Origin of the sequence: Agrococcus sp. Marseille-P2731 (assembly GCF_900117395.1) — a bacterium.
Taxonomy (GTDB): Bacteria; Actinomycetota; Actinomycetes; order Actinomycetales; family Microbacteriaceae; genus Agrococcus.
Window position 1 is genome coordinate 762149 of sequence record NZ_FPEG01000003.1, and the last position, 19542, is coordinate 781690.

Here is a 19542-nt window from a genome sequence, read left to right on the forward strand (position 1 = left end):
CGTCAGTCCGCGGCCGCCTCCGGCGCACGATCCGCTGCTGCACTGCGGATGCGCAGGCTCGAGAGCAGCCCGACGACGAGTGCAGCCGCCGCGATCCAGCCGGCCAGCGCGGTGCCCTCGGTCATGGCGGCTCGCGCCGCCTCCGCGATGAACGCGGTCTGCGGGTCGGCGGCGAGGGCCGCGATGCTGCCGCCAGAGCTCGCCGTCACCGAGTCGACGAGCGGCTGCAGCGATGGGTCTGCCGCGACGGCGTCGGCGAGCCGACCCTCGGTGCCGACGGCGAGCGAGGTGAAGAACGCGCTGCCCAGCACGGCGATGCCGAGCGCAGAGCCGGTCTGCCGTGCCGTGCTCTGCGTCGCCGAGCCCTGCCCGCTGCGCTCGAGGGGCACATCCGCCAGCACCACGCTCGTGAGCTGCGCGGTCGCGAGCCCCACGCCGATGCCGTAGACGAACAGCACCGGAGCGGTCAGCCATGCGGTGCTGTCGGGGCGGATGAGCAGCGCGAGCGCAGCGATCGCGCTGATCTCGAGCACGAGGCCGATGCGAACGACGACGACCGGGCTGAGCCTGCGCGCGAGCCCGGCGACCGCGCCGCTCGCGAGGAACGACCCGACCGCGAGCGGCACGAGCGCGAGGCCGGCCTCGAACGCGGTGAACCCGAGCACGTTCTGGAACCACAGCGGCAGCGACAGGATGAGGCCGAACTCGCCGAAGCTCACGATGAGCGCGGTCACGTTGCCGTTCGCGAAGGAGGGGATGCGGAACAGCGAGAGGTCGAGGATGACCCCCTTGCCCGCGCGGCCGCGAGCGCGCTGCAGCAGCACGAAGGCGGTCAGCGCGAGCACGGCCACGAGGAACGCGAGCGGCACGGGCGAGACGCCGACGACGTCGAACGGTACGGCGTCCTCCGCCGTCCACCAGCCATAGCTGCGGCCCTCGATGAGACCGAAGACGAGGGCGCCGAAGCCGAGGATCGACAGCAGCGCGCCGCCGATGTCGAGGCGCTGCGCCGCGCCCGCCAAGGCCTCGCGCGACTCCGCGACGAACAGCAGCAGACCGGCGACGATGAGCACGCCGACGGGCACGTTGATGCCGAACGCCCACCGCCAGCTCGCGTTCTCGGTGAGCCAGCCGCCCACGAGCGGCCCGATCGCCGCCATGCCGCCGATCGTCGAGCCCCACACCGCGAACGCGATGCCGCGCTCGCGCCCGTGGAAGTTCGCGTTGAGCAGCGCGAGCGTCGTCGGCAGGATCATCGAGCCGCCGAGCCCCTGCAGCGCACGGCCGGCGATGAGGAGCGCGCCGCTGTCGGCGAGCGCGCACAGCACGCTCGCGAGGACGAAGATGACGATGCCCGTCAGCATGATCCGGCGTCGGCCGACGCGGTCGGCCAGGCGACCCCAGGTGAGCAGCAGCGCCGCGAAGAGCAGCGTGTAGATCTCCTGGACCCACTGGATCTCGGTGCTCGAGATCTGCAGGTCGTCGACGATCGACGGGATGGCGACCGAGACGATCGTCGAGTCCATGATGATGATGGCGACGCCGAGGCTGATGGCGAGCAATCCCCACCAGCGGTAGCGCACGAAGCGGTCCGCGGGCGCTGCGCGGTCAGCGCGGTCGGCGGGCAGGGCGGGGTCGGGTTCGCGGCTCACGGTGCTCCTTCGTGCATCGATGCACGGGCAGCGCGGGCGGTCCGGAGGCACCTCGAAGCAAACATGATAGCCAGGCTCTCTGTGCGCCTGGCTATGCATCTTGAGTGCTCGCGGCCGGCCACGGCATCGCCATCCGGACCCTCGACCGGTCAGCTGGTGGGCGGACGCCCCTACGGCGGTCGGCCTGCCCGTCAGCCGGTTGAGCGTCGTGGTGGAGGGGCGCAGCGAGCGGGCACTGCCTCAGCGAGCGAGCGCCGTGGCGCTCTGCACCGCGCCCGAGGCCGGCGTGCGCGGGCGCGCCGTGCCCGTGAGGACGGCGGTCGACAGTCCGAGCGCTCCGGCGAGCCCGACGGCCCACCACGGCGGGCCGGGGATCGGTGGCATCACCAGCGCGGGCTCGTTCGCCGCCGGGGTCGGGATGCGCTCCGCGGTCACGAGGATCCGGTGCGTGTTGATCCCGAGCGGCGTGCAGGTGATGAGCGTCACGAGGTCATCCCCCGCCACCGGGTAGAGCGAGTGCGTCTCCTCCGGCTGGACGACGCGGGTGTCGCGCACGCGGTAGGTCAGCACCTCGCCGTACACCTCGACCTGCACCAGGTCGCCGACGGCCACCTGGTCGAGGTCGCTGAAGAGGGTCGACTCCGGCAGCCCGCGGTGAGCGGTGAGGACGGTGTGACCACCCTCGCCGCCGACGGGCAGCGCCGTGCCGAAGAGGTGGCCGACGCCACGGCGCAGCACCGCCTCGCTCGTGCCGTGGTAGATCGGCAGATCGACGCCGATCGCGGGCACGCGCACGCGCGCCATCACGCCGGCCTCGTCGAGCGAGAGCAGCGAGCGGTACTCGGCCGCCACCTCGCCGGATCCGTCGGACACTCGCTCGAGCAGCGGGTCGACCACCGCTCCGCCCGTGAGCGCGCTGTTGTAGGCGTGCGCCGCCGCGAGCGACGCATGGCGATCAGCGGGGCCGAGCTCGGCCGCCTCCTGCGAGTAGGACTGGCCGACCTGCGACTGCGCCGCCTCGGCGAACCACGCCGCGGTCGACGGGTAGACCATGATGCTCGAGCCGCACGCGATGAGCGCAGCCGCGACCGACCCGAGCGCGGTCGCCCGGCGGGTCCTGCGGATGCGGCGCATGGCGCTCCTCGAGGTGTGGCGGATGCGGCGGGGCGGCGACGAGCATCGCTCGCCACCGCCCCGCACAGCGGATCGGGCCGATCAGGCCTTGTGCGTGCCGCGGCGACGCGCGACGACCAGCACGACGCCGATGCCGATCAGCAGCAGCGCACCGCCGCCGATCAGGAAGGCGATCTGGCCGTCGCCACCCGTGATGGGCAGCTGGAAGGCCGGAGCCTGCGCGTTCTCGATCGTCGTGGTGTTGGGCGCTGCCAGGCTGCTCGGGAGCACCGTGACCTCGTAGTCACCGGTGCCGCCGATGATGTAGCCCAGCGGTGCCTCGACCTCGCGCAGCGTGTAGGTCACGCCCTCGAGCGTCGTGCGCAGGCCGGGGATGACGACGACGCCGTCGACGGTCGTGAACCGCGTCTCGCCGTCGACCTCGACCAGCGCGCCGGCCGTGTCGTACACCTCGAAGACCGCGCCGTCGAGCAGCTCGGTGGAGCCGGCGGCCGTCTTGGTGATCTGGAGCGCGCCCCAGTAGCTCACCGCCTCGTTCGACACGAAGCCGTTCATCCGCTCGGGGTCGTTGACGAAGACGGCCGCGGTGTTCTCGATCGAGCCGTCGCCCACCGCGATGATCTCGCTCGTGATCGTCACGGCGAGGGTCTGGCCGCCGGCAGCGTTCAGCGCGAGGAGGCCGGGGCCTGACATCTCGACGACGACGAGGCCGCCGGTCGAGGTGAGCGCGTAGTCGGTGCCTGCCGTCAGCGAGGTCTCGCCGAGCGTGACCGTCGCCGAGACGAAGGCGAGCTGCTCGACCGAGAGCTGGTCGATGACCGCGAAGGCCGACAGCGTGTTGCCCTCGCTCTGGTAGGGCACGAAGGTGTCGATCGTCCAGGCGACCTGGTCGCCGATGCCGCGAGCGTCGGTGTCCACGACCTCCTTCGCGACGTCGATCAGCGAGTTCTTCGGGTAGACGTTGACGTCGTAGAGCCAGTCATCGCCCTCGATCGCCTGCGGGATCGAGACGAGGAAGGGCTGCGCCGGCAGCGCGACCGGGTTGGCGCCCGTGCTGGTCTCCGTCACGAGGTACACGCCGATCGGCAGGCCGCCGAAGACCGCCTCACCTGCGGTCGGGGTGCCGATCGCGCCGGTCGTCGCCGTGTCGGCGGCGCCCAGCGGGTAGGCCTCGGCGTCGCCGAGCACGTCAGCGGCGACGAGCCCGTCCGCTGCAGCCCAGCCCGCGTTGGTGCTCAGGTCGATGCTCTCGACCTGCTGCGCCGTGAACGTCACGCCGCCCAGCGGGTTCATGCCGGTCGTGTCGATCTCGGTGCCGTCGCCGACGGTGCCGGGCGTCGGCGGCTGCTCGAGCTTGTGGACGGTGATCGAGCCCTCGGCGGCGGGGTCGATGTTGGGTGCAGCGGAGGCAGGTGCAGCGCCGAGCGCCAGCAGTCCGGCGACCGACACGGCGGCGATGGCAGCTGCGAGGCGGCTGCTCATGCCCATCTGTCGTTGCTTCATGAGTGGGTTCTCCTGGTGATGAGTGGTTCGGAAGGGATGGGGGAAGTCGAAGGGGTCAGTGCGCGCGTCGATGCCGCACGGCCAGCGCCAGCACGAGGAGCAGGCCGAGGGCGAGCACCCCGCCACCGGCGAGCGCGAGCTGATCGGCGCCGATGCCGCCGGTGAGCGGCAGCGCGAAGGCCGGCACCGCCTGGTTGACGAAGCGGTAGACGTCGTGCGCGGCAGCGCCGACGGAGACGGCTCTCGGATCGACCTCCTGCCACAGCGACGCGTCGGCGTGGTCGATCGGCGCCTCGGGATCCCCGAGGTAGCGCTCCACGCGCAGCGCGAGGTGCGGCGCGGTGCCGCCCTCCGTCAGCGCGTACGCGTGGCCGGGCCGAACCTCGAAGGTGTTCGCCGCCAGCGCCGGCTCGGCGCCCTGCACGACCGTCGGGGTGAGGCCAGCGAGCTGCGCGGGCGAGGCGACCAGCTCGAACGCGGCGGGGACCAGCTGGCCCTGCTCGTCGATGACCTGCTTGAGGAGCGTCAGCTCTGCGGTCGTCTGCCCGATCGCGCACGTGACGCGTGCGCCGGTCGGGACCCGCACTGCGGCGCCGGTGAGCGCGACCGGCACCCCCGCATCCGTCGTGCACGACCACGGGCCGGAGGCCACGTAGGTCGCCGGGCCCGCGTGACCGAGGGTGTAGTCGGCGGTGGGGCTGACGCGCCCGGTGACGCCCGTCGGACCCGACAGCGAGCCGGTCGGGCCGGTCGCGCTCAGCGTCCACTGCCCGGCGCCCGCGCTGCCGTGGTCCACGCGGTTGACGAGCGTCAGGGTGCTCTGGCACGTGACCGTGTTCGTCACGGTGACGACGGTGGTCGTGCCCGAGAGGGCGACGGATGCGGGCATCGGCCGGGTGACGCCGCCGGCCGTCGCCGTGGAGGACACGAGCGTGCAGGAGACGGAGGGAGCGATCGTGGTGGTCTCGGCCACCGTCACGGTCGCGGTCGGCAGGTAGCCGTCGCGGGGCACGGCCCACGTCTGCGCCGTGGCGCCGGCGGCGCCCGGCCCCGTGAGGGTGGCGGATGCGGTGAGTCCGGCGGGCTGCGAGCCCTCGGGGTAGCTGACGCCGTCGACGACCCATGCCTTGCGCACTTCGACCCGGACGGCGCCGCTGTTCACGACCGCCGCGGTCTGGCTGAGGACCGCGGTGCTGCCGACCGGCGTCGCCGTCGCGGTCGCGGTGTTGCGCACCTCGAGGCCGCGTGACGCCTCGGTGAGCTGCACCCGGTAGGTCAGCGTCACGGTGGCGCCGATGGGGAGCCCGGCCGTGCGCGTCCAGGTGATGGTGGTGCCGGCGCGAGAGACCGTGCCCTGCTCGCCGGTGGAGACCACGGCTCGCAGAGAGCCCTCGACGAAGGTGGCGCGGGTGAGCACGCCGCTGAGGTCGTCGGTGAGCTGTGGCGAGCTCAACAGCGTCTGACCGCTGTTGCGGAGCGTCACCGTGTACTCGATCGCCTGCCCTGGCACGCCGCCGGCACCGGCGGGCACGTTCGAGGCCTTCGTCACGGCCAGCTGGGGCAGCGCGACGACGACGGGGTGGTCCTCGACCTCTCCCACCGCGGCGACGCCCGTCGGGGCGAGGGTCGTGCCCGTCGCGCCGATGCGGAGGCGCAGGTAGGTCGGAGTCGCGGCGGGCGCCGCGACGACGGTGGCGGGCACCGTCCACGTGAGGGTCGCGGAACCTGACGCGCAGACCGTCTGCTGCGAGGCATCCGCCGCGTCGGCCGCACCGATGAAGGAGCCGTTGCGGTTCCAGTCGAGCCAGCCGCGCACGGCGCCCGTGCCGGTGCACGAGACGCGCACCTGGTACTGCTGGCCTGCGGCGGTCGCGACCTGGAGGGTGCCGCTCGTCACCTGCTGGCCGGTCGTGGGGCTCGTGAACGTGAAGAGCGCATCCTCGTCGTCGATGCCGGTGGTGTCGTCGCCGGTCCCCGGCCCCGGGTTCGGCGCGCCCTCCCCGTCGACGGTGGCACCGAGGGTGCCGACCGGCGTGGTCGTCGAGGTCGAAGGGGTCGCGAAGGGGATGGAGGAGAAGACGGGGACGCCGCGGTTCGTCGTGGTCCAGGCGCCGGTCGTCGTCGGCACCTCGCCGCGGTCGTAGCGAGGCTGCAGGATCGCGCCGGCGTCGCCGTAGGAGGCGGGGGCGTCGCCGAAGTCGAGCGCGAGCATGACGCCGAGGGCGATGGCGCTCTTGCCGCCGCCGCGCACGGTCACGCTCGTCAGCGAGGTGGCGCCGTCGACGAACGCCACCGTGGCGGGACCGGAGGCGCAGGGGGAGGTCGGACCGTAGAGCTCGAGCCGCTGCGGGCTGGTCGACGGACGGTAGGCGTAGGAGTCCGCCGTGCAGCCGGCGGTGCGGTGGCCGTCGATCATGCGCCAGGTGGCGCCGGCGGGCGCGGTCGCGCCCACGTGCTCCTGGGCGCCAGACTGCTCGGCGTCGGCGAAGACGAGGCCGGCGAGCGGCACGTTCGCACCCTGGTACGCCGCGCTGCACGCGAGGTTGAACGTGACGGTCGAGTTGTCCGGCCCGCTCAGGCCGCTGATGAGCCGGTTGCTGGCACCCGTGCCGCCGATGTTGTAGAGCTCGTCGAGCGCGTCGCCGCCCCAAGAGCCCGGGCGATACGCGGTGAGCGAGCCGCTCAGGCTCGAGATCGTGCACGAGACCGTGAGCGGCTGCCCCGCCACCGTGACGGTGGTGGTGCGGGTGCCGTTGCTGACGGCCTGGTTGTGCGTGCCCCACTCGATCCACTCGATCGACTGCAGGTAGCGACCGGAGCCACCCGTCGCCTGCGCCGCCTCCGCCTCGGACGCGGGGGTCAACGGCGAGAGCGGCACGAGCACGGCACCGAGCAGGATCGCCGCGGTCGCCGCAGCGATCGCACCGATGGAGCGACGGGTTCTGGACGCGCGCATGCCGAGGAGACCTCCGGGAGGGGATGAGGCTCCCGGCGCGACTGCGCGCCGCAACCCATCGAGATCGACGGGGGGAGCATGAGCAGGCTAAGCGCAAAAGCGCGCTTCCAGCAATCTTTCTTCGAGCAGCACTCACTTAAGGTTTCCTCAGCCGCGCGGGCGCCCGGCTTGGGGCGGCTGCGCGCTGGGCTCACCTGTCCGCCGGGCGGGCGTCCTCGTGGAGGGGGATGGCGGTGAGCATGGCGGCAGCGGGCGGCGCGGGCAAGACCACGTCGCCGGGCGGGTAGGGCGACGCGCCACGAGACGAGCTGGCTGGCTGGGTCTCGTGACGCGTCGCGCTGCGCGCGGCGCTCCTCGACCGGCGGGGGGCCGGCTGGGTCTCGTGACGCGTCGCGCTGCGCGCGGCGCTCCTCGACCGGCGGGTCAGGTCGCGGGGCTCGGCTCCTCCTTGGCCGACGTCGCGACGGACAGCTGGCCACCCGGGGCGTCGAGCCGCACCGTGCCGGAGGCGAGCCCTCCGATCACGAGGTCGGCAACGCGATCCTCGACCTCGCGCTGGATCAGCCGGCGCAGCGGCCGCGCGCCGAACTCGGGCTCGTACCCGTGCTCCGCGAGCCACGCGAGCGCAGCATCCGTCACCTCGAGCTCGATCCCCTGCGCGCGCAGGCGCTCGCCGACGCGCTCGAGCAGCAGCGACACGATCTGGTGCAGCTGCGCGGGCTCGAGCTTCTGGAAGAGCACGATCTCGTCGATCCGGTTGATGAGCTCCGGGCGCATCTGCTCGCGCAGCTTGCCCATCACCTTCGCCCGCAGCTCATCGGTGGAGCCCGCGCCGTCGCCGGCCTGGAAGCCGATCGGCCCCGACTTCGACGCCAGGAACTCGCCGCCGAGGTTCGACGTCATGATCACGACCGTGTTGCGGAAGTCGACGGTGCGCCCCTGACCGTCGGTGAGCCGGCCGTCCTCGAGCACCTGCAGCAGCAGGTTGAAGACATCCGGATGCGCCTTCTCGATCTCGTCGAGCAGCACCACCGAGTAGGGCTGGCGGCGGATGCGCTCGGTCAGCTGCCCAGCCTCGTCGTAGCCGACGTAGCCGGGAGGGGCACCGATCAGGCGCGCGACCGTGTGCCGCTCGCCGAACTCCGACATGTCGAAGCGCACGAGCGCTCCCTCGGAGCCGAACAGGCTGCCGGCGAGCGCCTTCGCGAGCTCGGTCTTGCCGACGCCCGTGGGGCCCAGGAACAGGAACGAGCCGATGGGCCGCCCGGCGTCGCCGAGGCCGGATCGCGAGCGCCGCACCGCCTTCGCGACGGCGGCGACCGCGTCGTCCTGCCCGATGACGCGCTCGTGCAGCTCCTGCTCGAGCACCGCGAGCCGCGCGCGATCGCCCTCGGTCAGGCGAGAGGCGGGGATGCCGGTGGCGCGCGAGACGACCTCGGCGATCTGCTCCTCGTCGATCTCGCCCTCCTCGCCGGAGCCCGTCTGCATCGCGGCCTCGATCGCGGCGATCCGGTCGCGCAGCCGCGTCGCCTCCTCGAACTCCTCAGCCGCGACGGCCTGCCGCTTCTCGTCCTCGAGGTGCTCGCGCTCGGTCGTCAGCGCATCCACGTCGACCTTCGCGCCCAGCCGCAGGCGCAGCCTGGCGCCGGCCTGGTCGATCAGGTCGATCGCCTTGTCGGGCAGGAAGCGGTCGCTGATGTAGCGGTGCGAGAGCTCGACCGCGGCGCGGATGGCCGCGTCGGTGTAGCGGACGCGGTGGTGCTCCTCGTAGGCGTCCTTGAGGCCGGCGAGGATGCGCACGGCGTCCTCGACGGAGGGCTCGGCGACGAGCACGGGCTGGAAGCGGCGCGTGAGCGCCGCGTCCTTCTCGATGCGGCGGAACTCGGCGAGGGTCGTCGCGCCGATCATGTGCAGGTCGCCGCGCGCGAGGCGCGGCTTCAGGATGTTCGCGGCATCCATCCCGCCCTCGCCGCCGCCACCGGCGCCGAGGATGGTGTGCAGCTCGTCGATGAAGACGATCAGCTGCTCCTTGTGGGCGGTGATCTCCTCCATCGCCTTCGTGATGCGCTCCTCGAAGTCACCGCGATAGCGGGTGCCGGCGACCATCGCCGTGAGGTCGAGCGCGACGACGCGCTTGCCGGTGAGCGACTTGGGCACGCCGCCCTCGACGATCGCGCGCGCCAGCCCCTCGACGATCGCGGTCTTGCCGACGCCGGCCTCACCGATCAGCACCGGGTTGTTCTTCGAGCGGCGGGAGAGGATCTCGATGGTCTGCTCGATCTCGTCGGCGCGACCGATGACCGGGTCGAGCCTGCCCTCTCGGGCGCGCTCGGTGAGGTCGATCCCGAACTCGTCGAGCGTCGGCGTCGTCGAGCCGGGGTCGACCGCCTTCGAGGGCTGCCGCCCCTGCTGCGCCTCGAGCGCCTGGCGCTGCGCCTCCATGGCGCCGCGCTGCAGCGACTCCTGCGTGATGCCGGCCTCCTGCAGCAGCGCGCCGACCGCGCTGTCGCCGGCGACCAGGAACGCGAAGAACAGGTGCTCGGGGTCGATGTAGCTCGAGCCGTTGGCGCGGGCGATCTGGTAGGCGTCGCGCAGCGCGCGCTGGGCGGATGCGGTGAGCGCGGGCGGGCCCTGCGTCTCGCGCTCGCCGTCGGCCGGCATCCGCTCCTCGATCGTGGCGCGAAGCCCGTCGAGGTCGGCGCCCGCGCCGCTGACGGCGGCCGAGACCTGCGGCAGCTCGAGCAGCGCGTGCAGCAGGTGCAGCGCGTCGACCTCGGCGTGCCGGTGCTCGCGCGCGTACTCGACCGCCGTCGCGATGACCGAGCTCATGCGCCGCGAAACGAGGCGGGTGAGGTCGATGGAGCGCTGCGCGGGCATGCGCTGCCCCTGCAGGATCCGAGCGATGAAGTCGTCGAACGATCCCTCGCCGACGGGCCCGTAGATGGCTGCCATGTGCGTCCTCCGAGAACTTGAGCGTATGAGACTCAAGTTAGAACATCGGAGTGCGCCGCGCATTCCCGTTCGCCGAGGGCGAGCGCGGAGTGCGCGCCGATGGCCTCAGCCGACCGCCTTCTTGACGAGCTCCTCGACGCGCTTGCGCACCGCATCCGTCGCCTCGACGATCGCGAACGACGCCGGCCACATCGCGCCGTCGTCGAGCGAGGCGTCGTCCTGGAAGCCGAGCGTGCCGTAGCGGGCGTCGAACTTCGAGGCCTGCTGGTAGAACACGATCACCTTGCCGTCCCTGGCGTAGGCGGGGAAGCCGTACCAGGTCTTGGGGTCGAGCTCTGGCGCGACCTCGGTGACCGCCTCGTGGATCATCTGCGCGATCGCCTTGTCGGGCTCCGGCAGGCCCTCGATCGTGTCGAGCACGTCGCGCAGGTCCTTCTCCTTCTTGCTGCCGCCCTTGCGGCCCGCCTGCTTGCGGAGCTCGGCGGCGCGATCCTTGAGCGCCTGCTTCTCGAAGTCGGAGAGCTTGCCGTCGTCAGCCATGTCGATTCCCTCGGTCGGATGCGGTGCGCCGCTGGTGCGCGTGTGCGCCACAGCAGCGCGCTGCGCGGTCTGCGTTGCACCGATCATGCCGCGCTCGCCGCCCATCGCGCTTCTCCATTCCTGCGCGATCCCGTCGCGGGCAGGTCGAGGCGGTCCCTCTCGCTCCCGCCGAGCGCTCGCCGAACGAAGGGGACCCCTTCGCCCATGCGGGACCCGGTGCACCGGGTCCCGCATGGGCGGAGGGGTCCCGCAGCAGAGGAGGGCGGCGGAGGCGGCGGCGACGGAGGCGCGGAGGCTGCGGAGGCGCGCAGCACGCGCCGCGATCCGCGTCAGGCGGTGGGGACCGGCTGCCGACGCGGCCCGGGCTCGTCGCCCGGCGTCGCCGACGCATCCGTCGCCGCGTCGCCGTGCGGTGCAGCGACCTCGGCCGGCTCGTCGGCGTCGTCGACGAAGGGCCCGTCGCCGCGCTCGCCGTTGTAGAGCTCCAGGTCGAGGATGCCCTCGCGCTTCGCCACGATCGTCGGCACGAGCGCCTGCCCCGCCACGTTGAGCGCCGTGCGCCCCATGTCGACGATGGGGTCGACCGCGAGCAGCAGGCCGACGCCCTCGAGCGGCAGGCCGAGCGTCGAGAGCGTCAGCGTCAGCATCACGGTGGCTCCCGTGGTGCCAGCGGTGGCAGCCGATCCGACGATCGAGACGAAGGCGATCAGGACGTACTGGATGATCGTCAGCTCGATGCCGAAGAACTGGGCGACGAAGATGGCGGCGATCGCCGGGTAGATCGCGGCGCAGCCATCCATCTTGGTCGTCGAGCCGAAGGGCACCGCGAAGGATGCGTACTCGCGCGGCACGCCGAGGTTGCGCTCGGCGACGCGCTGCGTCAGCGGCAGCGTGCCCATGGACGAGCGACTGACGAAGCCGAGCTGCACCGCCGGCCACACGCCCGAGAAGAACTTGCGCGCCGACAGGCCGTGCGCCTTCGCGAGCGCCGGGTAGACGATGAACATCACGATCGCGAGGCCGAGGTAGACGGCGCCGACGAACCAGGCGAGGGTGCCGAGCTTCTCCCAGCCGTACTGCACGACCGCGTTGCCGAGCAGGCCGACCGTGCCGATCGGCGCGATGCGGATGATCCACCACAGCACCTTCTGGATCACCTGCAGCGCCGACTCGGTGAAGTCGAGGAACGGCTGCGCCTTCTTGCCGAGCTTGAGCGCGGCGATGCCCACGACGGCCGCCACGACGATGACCTGCAGCACGTTGAAGCCGACGGTCGAGCTGAGGTCACCGGTGTCGGATGCGCGCGTCGAGACGGTCAGGCCCAGGAAGTTCTGCGGCACGAGGCCGATGAGGAAGTCCCACCAGGTGCCGACCCGGCCGGGCGCCTCGGTCTGCAGCTCGCCGGTGTCGACGCGCGATCCCGGCTGCAGCACGGTGCCGAGGGCGATGCCGATCGTGACGGCGATGGCCGCCGTGATCGCGAACCAGAGCAGCGTCTGGCCGGCCAGGCGGGCAGCGTTCTGCACCTTCCGCAGCTGCGCGATCGAGGCGATGATCGCGGTCAGGATGAGCGGCACGACCGCCGTCTTCAGCAGCGCCACGTAGCTCGAGCCGATCGCGGCGAGGGTCGCGGCGAGGCCGTTGTCGTTGCCCTCTGCATCAGGGCCGAGCTGGCGCGCGACGAGGCCGAGCACGACGCCGAGCACGAGCGCCAGGGTGATCTGGAACCCGAACGAGCCGAGGATCTTCCGGGCGCGAGAGGGCGCCGGGGTGGTGGTCGCGGACACAGTGCTCCTTCATGGATGCGGTGGGAGGGGTGCGCGGGCCACGTCGCCCGAGGTGCACCATCAGTTATACCCCCCATCGCGGATCGTTTCAGCGCGGCCGTGGTCTCGCGCCGTCACGCGGCGTCACATCCCTCGGCCGCGCCCGCATGAGAGGCCTCTCACCGCGCGCTCCTCTGGCCTTCACCGCCGGCCGCGAACCTGGTCGCAGGCCGCTCGACAGGAACGGCCGCTCAGCCACAGCCGGAGGACCTCGTGGACCGCAGATGCAGCGCCAGCCCGGAAGCCCGGCGATGAGAGCGGCCGTGGTCGGCTCCGGCCCCAACGGCCTGGTCGCCGCGATCGAGCTGGCTCGCGCGGGTGTCGAGACGACTGTCTTCGAGGCGCACGCTCGGCCGGGCGGCGCGCTGCGCTCCGCAGCGCCCTTCGGCGAGGGCCACATCGTCGACCTCGGCGCCACGAGCATGCCCTTCGCGGCGATGAGCCCGGCGCTGGCCCAGCTGCCGCTCGCGGCGCACGGCCTGCGCTGGGTGCAGCCCGAGACCCCCATGGCGCATCCGCTCGACGACGGCCCCGCCGCCGTGCTGCACCGCGACCTCGAGCGCACGAGCGATGGCCTCGGCCGCGACGGCCGCGCCTGGCGCCGCGTGCACGAGCCGATCGCACGACGGATGGGCGAGGTCGCCTCGAGCGTGCTGCGCCCGCTGGTGCCGCCCACCGGCCCGCTCCCGGCTGACCCGCTGCTGCTCGCGAGCTTCGGGCTGCGAGCGGCGGCGCCCGCAGCGGCCCTCGCGCGCGGCGCCTTCCGGTCGGAGCCGGCACGCGCGCTCTTCGCCGGCTCGGCCGCGCACTCGTGGCGGCCGCTCTCGAAGCCACTCACCGCGTCCTTCGGCGTGCTCTTCGGCGCGGCCGCCCACGCGGGCGGCTGGCCCTTCGTCGCCGGCGGCAGCGAGCGGCTCGCCGAGGCGCTCGTGGCGGTGCTGCGCTCGCTGGGCGGCGAGGTCGTGACGGACGCACCGATCGACGACGTCGCATCCCTCGACCGCTTCGACCTCGTGCTGCTCGACGTCGCGCCCCGCAGCGCCGCGCGGCTGCTCGTCGACCGGGCGGCGCCCGCCTACCTGTCGGCGCTGCGCCGCTTCCGCCACGCGCCCGCAGCAGCCAAGGTCGACCTGCTGCTCGACGGGCCGGTGCCCTGGCGCGACCCTGCGGTCGCCGAGGCGGGCATCGTGCACCTCGGCGGCTCGCTCGCCGAGATCGCCGCCGCCGAGCGCGCGGTCGTGCGCGGCGCGCTGCCCGAGCGCCCCTTCACGCTGCTCGCGCAGCAGGATGCGCACGACGCATCCCGCCGGCCCGCGAGCGACCGGGGCTCGCGCGAGGGCAGGCGCGTCGTCTGGGCGTACGCGCACGTGCCGCACGGCTGCACCGCCCCCGCGCTCGAGCTCGTCACGGCGCAGATCGAGCGCTTCGCCCCTGGGATCCGCGATCGCATCGTCGGCGCGATCGAGACCGGCCCGGCCGCGCTCGAGCGCTCGAACCCCAACCTCGTCGGCGGCGACATCATCGGCGGCTCGATCGCCGGCACGCAGCTGCTGCTGCGCCCGACCCGCTCGCTGCGTCCCTACGGCACGCCCGACCCGCGCATCTGGCTCTGCTCGGCATCGACCCCGCCGGGCGGCGGCGTGCACGGCATGAGCGGCTTCCACGCCGCGCGAGCCGCGCTGCGCGCCCACGGCATCCCCGTGCCCGCCCCGATGACGCCGTCGCACCCGACCCCACCCCACGCACCGCTCGCACACCACCGATCCGGAGACCACCGATGACCGACACCCGACCGCTCGCGCTCGCGCTCGGCGGCCTGCTGCTCACCGCCGTCGCTGCGCCCGTCCTGCGGCATCGCCGCCCAGGCGCTGCCGACGACTTCCCGCTCTCGCACTACCCGATGTTCAGCGCGAAGCGGCGCCGGCACGGCCGCGTCGTGCACGTGGTCGTCGACGACGCCGACGGCTCGCACCCGCTCGGCTATCGGCGGCTCGGCACCGGCGGCTTCAACCAGGTGCGGCGGCAGCTCACGCGACGCGCAGCGACCCCGGAGGGCGCGGCCCGCCTCGCGAGCGAGGTGCTCGCCCGGCTCGAGCCGACGCGGCGAACCCCCATCGACCGCGTGCGCGTCGTGCGCTCGACCTTCGAGTTCGACCGCTTCTTCGCGGGCGACCGCGAGCCAAAGCGCCAGGTCACGCTCGGCGTCGCACAGCGATCGGATGCGTCGTGAGGGGCGATGCGGCCAAGCTCGCGACCGCGGTCGGCCGCGCCGCCCTCGACCGGGTGCTCGCACCCGCGCCGCCGGAGCGCCTCGCGGGCTCGCGCATCCTGCTGGGCGCCTACGCGGTGGGCTACCTTGCTCGACGCACCCGCATGCTCGCGCGCATCCACCGCACGGATCCAGAGCTCTTCGCGCCCGTCGGGCCGTGCAAGCTGCTGCGCCGCCCACTGCCGCCGCGCGTCGCCGATGCGCTCGTGGTCGCCGAGATCGCCGCCGGCGCCGCCTTCACGCTCGGCATCGCGCATCGCATCACGGGCCCCGTGCACGCGGGGCTGCTGCTGTGGACCCTCAGCTATCGCAACTCCTGGTCGATGGTCTTCCACAACGACAACGCGCTCGTGCTGCACACGATCGTCGCGGCCTGCGCGCCATCCGCCGACGCCTGGAGCGCAGACGCGCTCGCGCTCCGCATCCTCGGCAGGCCCGCCTCGTCGGCGCCGCACTGGCGCTACGGCTACCCGCCGCGCCTGATGTCTGCCGTGTCGGCCCTCGTGTACTGGCTGAGCGGCGTCGCCAAGGTCGAGGGGCCGCTCGGCTGGGGCTGGGCGACGGGCGACTCGATGCGCGGCCAGGTCGCCGCCGACGGACTGCGCAAGGAGGTGCTCGGCTCGAAGGCGTCGCCGCTCGGCGTGCGGCTCTACGGCTTCCGCCCGATCTGGACGGCGACCGCCGCGCCCTCGCTCGCGCTCGAGCTCATCGCCCCGCTCGCGCTCCTGCACCCCGTGACGGGGCGGCTCTGGGCGGTGGGCGCCTTCGGCATGCACTGGGGCATCAAGGCGCTGATGAACATCTCGTTCCGCTACCAGCTCTCGGGCGCGGCCTACGCGTCGTTCGTGCCGTGGGAGCGGCTGCCGCAGGTGGTGGGCGGCGCCCTCGCGGTGCTGCCGGGCCGCCGCTAGACACGCGGGAGGGCGCGGGGCCTCTCGCCTCGCGCCCTCCCGATGCGTCGGTCGCGCGCCGCTCAGGCGGGGTGCACGCCCTCCGCGAACTCCTCGAGGATCTTCGCGTTGAAGGCGGGCAGGTCGTCGGGCGTGCGGCTCGAGACCAGGCCGTTGTCGGTGGCGACCTCCTGGTCGACCCAGCTCGCGCCGGCGTTCTGCAGGTCGGTCTTGAGGCTCGGGTAGCTCGTGATCGTCCGCCCCTCGACGCCGCCGGCCTCGATCAGGATCCAGGCGCCGTGGCAGATCACGCCGATCGGCTTGCCCGCGTCGACGAAGCCCTTGACGAGCGCGACCGCGCCCTCGTCCATGCGCAGGTGATCGGCGTTGACGACGCCGCCCGGCAGCACCAGGGCATCGAACTCGGATGCGTCGACGTCGGCGGCCGTCGCGTCCACCGCCTGCGAGTGGCCGTTCTTGCCCTCGACAGCACCTGTCTTCGGTGCGACGAGCGTGGGCTGCGCGCCAGCGCCCTGCACTGCCTCCCAGGGACTCGTCAGCTCGGAGTCCTCGTAGCCGTCCGTGAGCACGAACGCGACCTTCTTGCCGGTGATGTCAGCCATCTGCTTCCTCCTCCGTTTGGGGTACATCGGCACCGTACGCTCCCTCGCTGAGCGTCGCCTCACCGTCATCCGGCGTGTGGGTGGCCGGGTGCACAGTGGCTGCAGAGCCACCGGAGGTGCCGCCGTGACGATCGCGAATGACACGCGTGTAACTCGACTCCGGCGTGTCGCGAAGAGATTTCGATCCGACTGCACAGGTGTCAGCATCCGCTCTCCACAGCAAGTTCCGCGTCGTTCCGCGGCGGGAATCACCAGCTGGGGAGAACTGTTGAAACAGGTGTGGAGAAACACACCATCTTGTGTCATCGCTCGGCGCCAGACCCCACATATAGTGGGAGCCCGGCCAGCGCCGCTCCCCTGCTCACCACCACCACCCCTCCACGAAGGAAGGCCGACATGACTGTCACCGTCTACTCCAAGCCCGCTTGCGTGCAGTGCACGATGACCACTCGTGCGCTCGACGCCCAGGGCATCGAGTACGAGATCTTCGACGTCACCGCAGACGACAAGGCGCTGCAGACCGTCAAGGATCTGGGCTACATGCAGGCCCCCGTCGTGATCGCCGACGAGGCGCACTGGTCGGGCTTCCAGCCCGACCGCATCAAGGCCATCGTCGCGGCCTGATCGCCGTGACCTCGGCCGTGCTGGATGCAGCCGTGGTCGACCTGGTCTTCTTCTCGAGCGTCTCGGGCAACACCGCCCGCTTCGTGGAGAAGCTCGGCCGGCCGGCTGCGCGCATCCCCCTCTATGCCACGGAGCCGCCCCTCGAGCAGCGTGAGCCCTTCGTGCTCATCGTGCCGACCTACGGCGGCGGCGACGGCAAGGGCGCGGTGCCCAAGCAGGTCATCCGGTTCCTCAACGACGAGGAGAACCGCAAGCACCTGCGAGGCGTGATCTCCGCCGGCAACACCAACTTCGGTGCGGGCTACGGGCTCGCGGGCGACATCATCGCCCGCAAGTGCGACGTGCCGCACCTCTACCGCTTCGAACTGTTCGGAACTCCTGACGACGTGCGCGTCGTCAACGAAGGATTGGATGCACTATGGCGACCGTGACGCCCGAGATGACGACGGGGAAGACGTCGGCGATGGACTACCACTCGCTCAACGCGATGCTCAACCTCTATGGATCGGACGGCAAGATCCAGTTCGAGAAGGATCGTGAGGCGGCGAACCAGTACTTCCTGCAGCACGTCAACCAGAACACCGTCTTCTTCCACTCCCTGAAGGAGAAGCTCGACTACCTGGTGGAGAACGAGTACTACGAGCAGGAGGTGCTCGACCAGTACTCCTTCGACTTCATCAAGGCGCTCATGAAGCGCGCCTACGGCTACAAGTTCCGCTTCCCGACCTTCCTCGGCGCGTTCAAGTACTACACCTCGTACACGCTGAAGACCTTCGACGGGAAGCGCTACCTCGAGCGCTACGAGGACCGCGTCGTCAACGTCGCGCTCGCGCTCGCCGCCGGCAACGAGACCCTCGCCGAGCAGATCGTCGACGAGGTCGTGAACGGCCGCTTCCAGCCGGCCACCCCCACGTTCCTCAACGCGGGCAAGAAGCAGCGCGGCGAGCTCGTCTCCTGCTTCCTCCTCCGCATCGAGGACAACATGGAGTCGATCGGCCGCTCGATCAACTCGGCCCTGCAGCTCTCGAAGCGCGGCGGCGGCGTGGCGTTCAACCTCACGAACATCCGTGAGTACGGCGCCCCGATCAAGCAGATCCAGAACCAGTCCTCCGGCGTCATCCCCGTGATGAAGCTGTTCGAAGACAGCTTCTCCTACGCGAACCAGCTGGGCGCCCGTCAGGGTGCGGGCGCGGTGTACCTGCAGGCGCACCACCCCGACATCATGCGATTCCTCGACACGAAGCGTGAGAACGCCGACGAGAAGATCCGCATCAAGACGCTGTCCCTCGGCGTCGTCGTGCCCGACATCACGTTCGAGCTGGCGAAGAAGGGCGAGGACATGTACCTCTTCTCGCCCTACGACGTCGAGCGCGTCTACGGCGTGCCGTTCAGCGACATCTCGGTGACCGAGAAGTACCACGAGATGGTCGACGACTCGCGCATCACGAAGACGAAGATCAACGCTCGCGAGTTCTTCCAGACGCTGGCCGAGATCCAGTTCGAGTCGGGCTACCCGTACGTCATGTTCGAGGACACCGTCAACCGGGCGAACCCGATCGACGGCCGCATCAACATGTCGAACCTCTGCAGCGAGATCCTGCAGGTCAACACCCCGTCGACCTACGACGACGACCTCGACTACGAGTCCGTCGGCAAGGACATCTCCTGCAACCTCGGCTCGATGAACATCGCGCTGTCGATGGATGCGCCCGACTTCGGCCGCACGGTCGAGACGGCCATCCGCGCCCTCACGGCGGTCTCCGACCAGTCGAACATCGGCTCCGTGCCCTCGATCGCCCGCGGCAACGACATGAGCCACGCCATCGGCCTCGGCCAGATGAACCTGCACGGCTACCTCGGTCGCGAGCGCATCCACTACGGCTCCGACGAGGGCATCGACTTCACGAACATCTACTTCTACACGGTGCTGTTCCACGCCCTCCGCGCGTCGAACCTCATCGCGCAGGAGACGGGTCGCACCTTCGACGGCTTCGAGCGCTCGACCTACGCCTCCGGTGAGTTCTTCGAGAAGTACACCCAGCAGGAGTGGAAGCCGGCGACGGCCCGCGTGCAGGAGCTGTTCGACACCGCTGAGGTCGCGATCCCGACGCAGGACGACTGGCGCCAGCTGCAGGCGCTCGTGCAGCAGCACGGCATCTACAACCAGAACCTGCAGGCGGTGCCCCCGACCGGCTCGATCTCGTACATCAACAACTCGACGTCGTCGATCCACCCGATCGCGTCGAAGATCGAGATCCGCAAGGAGGGCAAGCTCGGCCGCGTCTACTACCCGGCGCCGTTCATGACGAACGACAACCTGGAGTACTTCCAGGACGCGTACGAGATCGGCCCCGAGAAGATCATCGACACCTACGCCGCGGCGACGCAGCACGTCGACCAGGGTCTGTCGCTCACGCTGTTCTTCAAGGACACCGCGACGACGCGCGACATCAACAAGGCCCAGATCTACGCATGGCGCAAGGGCATCAAGACCATCTACTACGTGCGACTCCGCCAGCTGGCGCTCGAGGGCACCGAGGTCGATGGCTGCGTCAGCTGCATGCTCTAGCGGC

At 71.5% G+C, this 19542-nt stretch carries 14 protein-coding genes; 6 read left to right on the forward strand and 8 right to left on the reverse strand.

Translation table 11 applies throughout. The features are described from left to right. Nucleotides 1-2: 2 nt before the first annotated feature. From BQ6202_RS11810 to BQ6202_RS11840, 7 genes are all read right to left on the reverse strand, one after another. Entirely contained in the window at nucleotides 3-1652 is a 1650-nt protein-coding gene (locus BQ6202_RS11810; protein WP_234946205.1) for a DHA2 family efflux MFS transporter permease subunit, read from the reverse strand. Nucleotides 1653-1892: 240 nt separating this feature from the next. Beyond that, on the reverse strand, nucleotides 1893-2786 hold the full coding sequence (locus BQ6202_RS11815; RefSeq protein ID WP_072314621.1) for a class C sortase: 894 nt from the start codon (nucleotides 2784-2786) through the stop codon (nucleotides 1893-1895). 81 nt (nucleotides 2787-2867) lie between these two features. Next, entirely contained in the window at nucleotides 2868-4289 is a 1422-nt protein-coding gene (locus BQ6202_RS11820; RefSeq protein WP_083587247.1) for a SpaH/EbpB family LPXTG-anchored major pilin, read from the reverse strand. 55 nt (nucleotides 4290-4344) lie between these two features. Further along, a complete protein-coding gene (locus tag BQ6202_RS11825; protein WP_072314623.1) occupies nucleotides 4345-7245 on the reverse strand; it encodes a CshA/CshB family fibrillar adhesin-related protein in 2901 nt (966 codons plus the stop codon). 423 nt (nucleotides 7246-7668) lie between these two features. Then, complete coding sequence (locus BQ6202_RS11830; protein WP_072314624.1) at nucleotides 7669-10197, reverse strand: ATP-dependent Clp protease ATP-binding subunit; 2529 nt, start codon at nucleotides 10195-10197, stop codon at nucleotides 7669-7671. Nucleotides 10198-10302: 105 nt separating this feature from the next. Further along, nucleotides 10303-10737 carry an iron chaperone gene (locus BQ6202_RS11835; RefSeq protein WP_072315147.1) on the reverse strand — a complete coding sequence of 145 codons (435 nt, stop codon included), beginning with the start codon at nucleotides 10735-10737 and terminating at the stop codon, nucleotides 10303-10305. Between the two features lie 329 nt (nucleotides 10738-11066). Continuing rightward, nucleotides 11067-12524 carry a dicarboxylate/amino acid:cation symporter gene (locus BQ6202_RS11840; RefSeq protein ID WP_083587248.1) on the reverse strand — a complete coding sequence of 486 codons (1458 nt, stop codon included), beginning with the start codon at nucleotides 12522-12524 and terminating at the stop codon, nucleotides 11067-11069. A 290-nt stretch (nucleotides 12525-12814) separates the two neighbouring features. Here BQ6202_RS11840 and BQ6202_RS11845 point away from each other — a divergent pair, with 290 nt between their 5' ends. From BQ6202_RS11845 to BQ6202_RS11855, 3 genes are read left to right on the forward strand one after another with little or no spacing between them, the layout of a single operon-like run. Continuing rightward, a complete protein-coding gene (locus tag BQ6202_RS11845; protein WP_083587249.1) occupies nucleotides 12815-14344 on the forward strand; it encodes a phytoene desaturase family protein in 1530 nt (509 codons plus the stop codon). Next, nucleotides 14341-14793, forward strand: a complete 453-nt coding sequence (locus BQ6202_RS11850) for a hypothetical protein (RefSeq protein ID WP_072314626.1) — start codon at nucleotides 14341-14343, stop codon at nucleotides 14791-14793. The genes BQ6202_RS11845 and BQ6202_RS11850 overlap by 4 nt, the downstream gene beginning before the upstream one ends. Further along, nucleotides 14790-15743 carry a hypothetical protein gene (locus BQ6202_RS11855; protein WP_083587250.1) on the forward strand — a complete coding sequence of 318 codons (954 nt, stop codon included), beginning with the start codon at nucleotides 14790-14792 and terminating at the stop codon, nucleotides 15741-15743. Before BQ6202_RS11850 ends, BQ6202_RS11855 begins: the two co-directional genes overlap by 4 nt. Before the next feature lie 62 nt (nucleotides 15744-15805). Here BQ6202_RS11855 and BQ6202_RS11860 read toward each other — a convergent pair whose 3' ends face one another. Next, nucleotides 15806-16345: a type 1 glutamine amidotransferase domain-containing protein gene (locus BQ6202_RS11860; RefSeq protein ID WP_072314628.1), complete on the reverse strand. Its 540-nt coding sequence runs from the start codon at nucleotides 16343-16345 to the stop codon at nucleotides 15806-15808. A 396-nt stretch (nucleotides 16346-16741) separates the two neighbouring features. Between BQ6202_RS11860 and nrdH the strand changes: the two genes are divergently transcribed. Genes nrdH through nrdE form a run of 3 tightly spaced genes read left to right on the forward strand, consistent with a single transcriptional unit; the run spans nucleotide 16742 to nucleotide 19538 of the window. After that, on the forward strand, nucleotides 16742-16969 hold the full coding sequence (gene nrdH / locus BQ6202_RS11865) for a glutaredoxin-like protein NrdH (protein ID WP_072314629.1): 228 nt from the start codon (nucleotides 16742-16744) through the stop codon (nucleotides 16967-16969). Beyond that, complete coding sequence (gene nrdI, locus BQ6202_RS11870; RefSeq protein WP_072315150.1) at nucleotides 16966-17400, forward strand: class Ib ribonucleoside-diphosphate reductase assembly flavoprotein NrdI; 435 nt, start codon at nucleotides 16966-16968, stop codon at nucleotides 17398-17400. Before nrdH ends, nrdI begins: the two co-directional genes overlap by 4 nt. Continuing rightward, nucleotides 17388-19538, forward strand: a complete 2151-nt coding sequence (nrdE, locus tag BQ6202_RS11875; RefSeq protein WP_200792252.1) for a class 1b ribonucleoside-diphosphate reductase subunit alpha — start codon at nucleotides 17388-17390, stop codon at nucleotides 19536-19538. The genes nrdI and nrdE overlap by 13 nt, the downstream gene beginning before the upstream one ends. Nucleotides 19539-19542: the final 4 nt, after the last annotated feature.

Excerpts from the sequence above, each read along its gene's own strand:
- BQ6202_RS11815 (WP_072314621.1), bottom strand. The coding sequence starts at position 2,786 with ATGCGCCGCATCCGCAGGACCCGCCGGGCGACCGCGCTCGGGTCGGTC.
- BQ6202_RS11820 (WP_083587247.1), bottom strand. The coding sequence starts at position 4,289 with ATGAAGCAACGACAGATGGGCATGAGCAGCCGCCTCGCAGCTGCCATC.
- BQ6202_RS11825 (WP_072314623.1), bottom strand. The coding sequence starts at position 7,245 with ATGCGCGCGTCCAGAACCCGTCGCTCCATCGGTGCGATCGCTGCGGCG.
- BQ6202_RS11830 (WP_072314624.1), bottom strand. The coding sequence starts at position 10,197 with ATGGCAGCCATCTACGGGCCCGTCGGCGAGGGATCGTTCGACGACTTC.
- BQ6202_RS11835 (WP_072315147.1), bottom strand. The coding sequence starts at position 10,737 with ATGGCTGACGACGGCAAGCTCTCCGACTTCGAGAAGCAGGCGCTCAAG.
- BQ6202_RS11845 (WP_083587249.1), top strand. The coding sequence starts at position 12,815 with ATGAGAGCGGCCGTGGTCGGCTCCGGCCCCAACGGCCTGGTCGCCGCG.
- BQ6202_RS11850 (WP_072314626.1), top strand. The coding sequence starts at position 14,341 with ATGACCGACACCCGACCGCTCGCGCTCGCGCTCGGCGGCCTGCTGCTC.
- BQ6202_RS11860 (WP_072314628.1), bottom strand. The coding sequence starts at position 16,345 with ATGGCTGACATCACCGGCAAGAAGGTCGCGTTCGTGCTCACGGACGGC.
- nrdH (WP_072314629.1), top strand. The coding sequence starts at position 16,742 with ATGACTGTCACCGTCTACTCCAAGCCCGCTTGCGTGCAGTGCACGATG.
- nrdE (WP_200792252.1), top strand. The coding sequence starts at position 17,388 with ATGGCGACCGTGACGCCCGAGATGACGACGGGGAAGACGTCGGCGATG.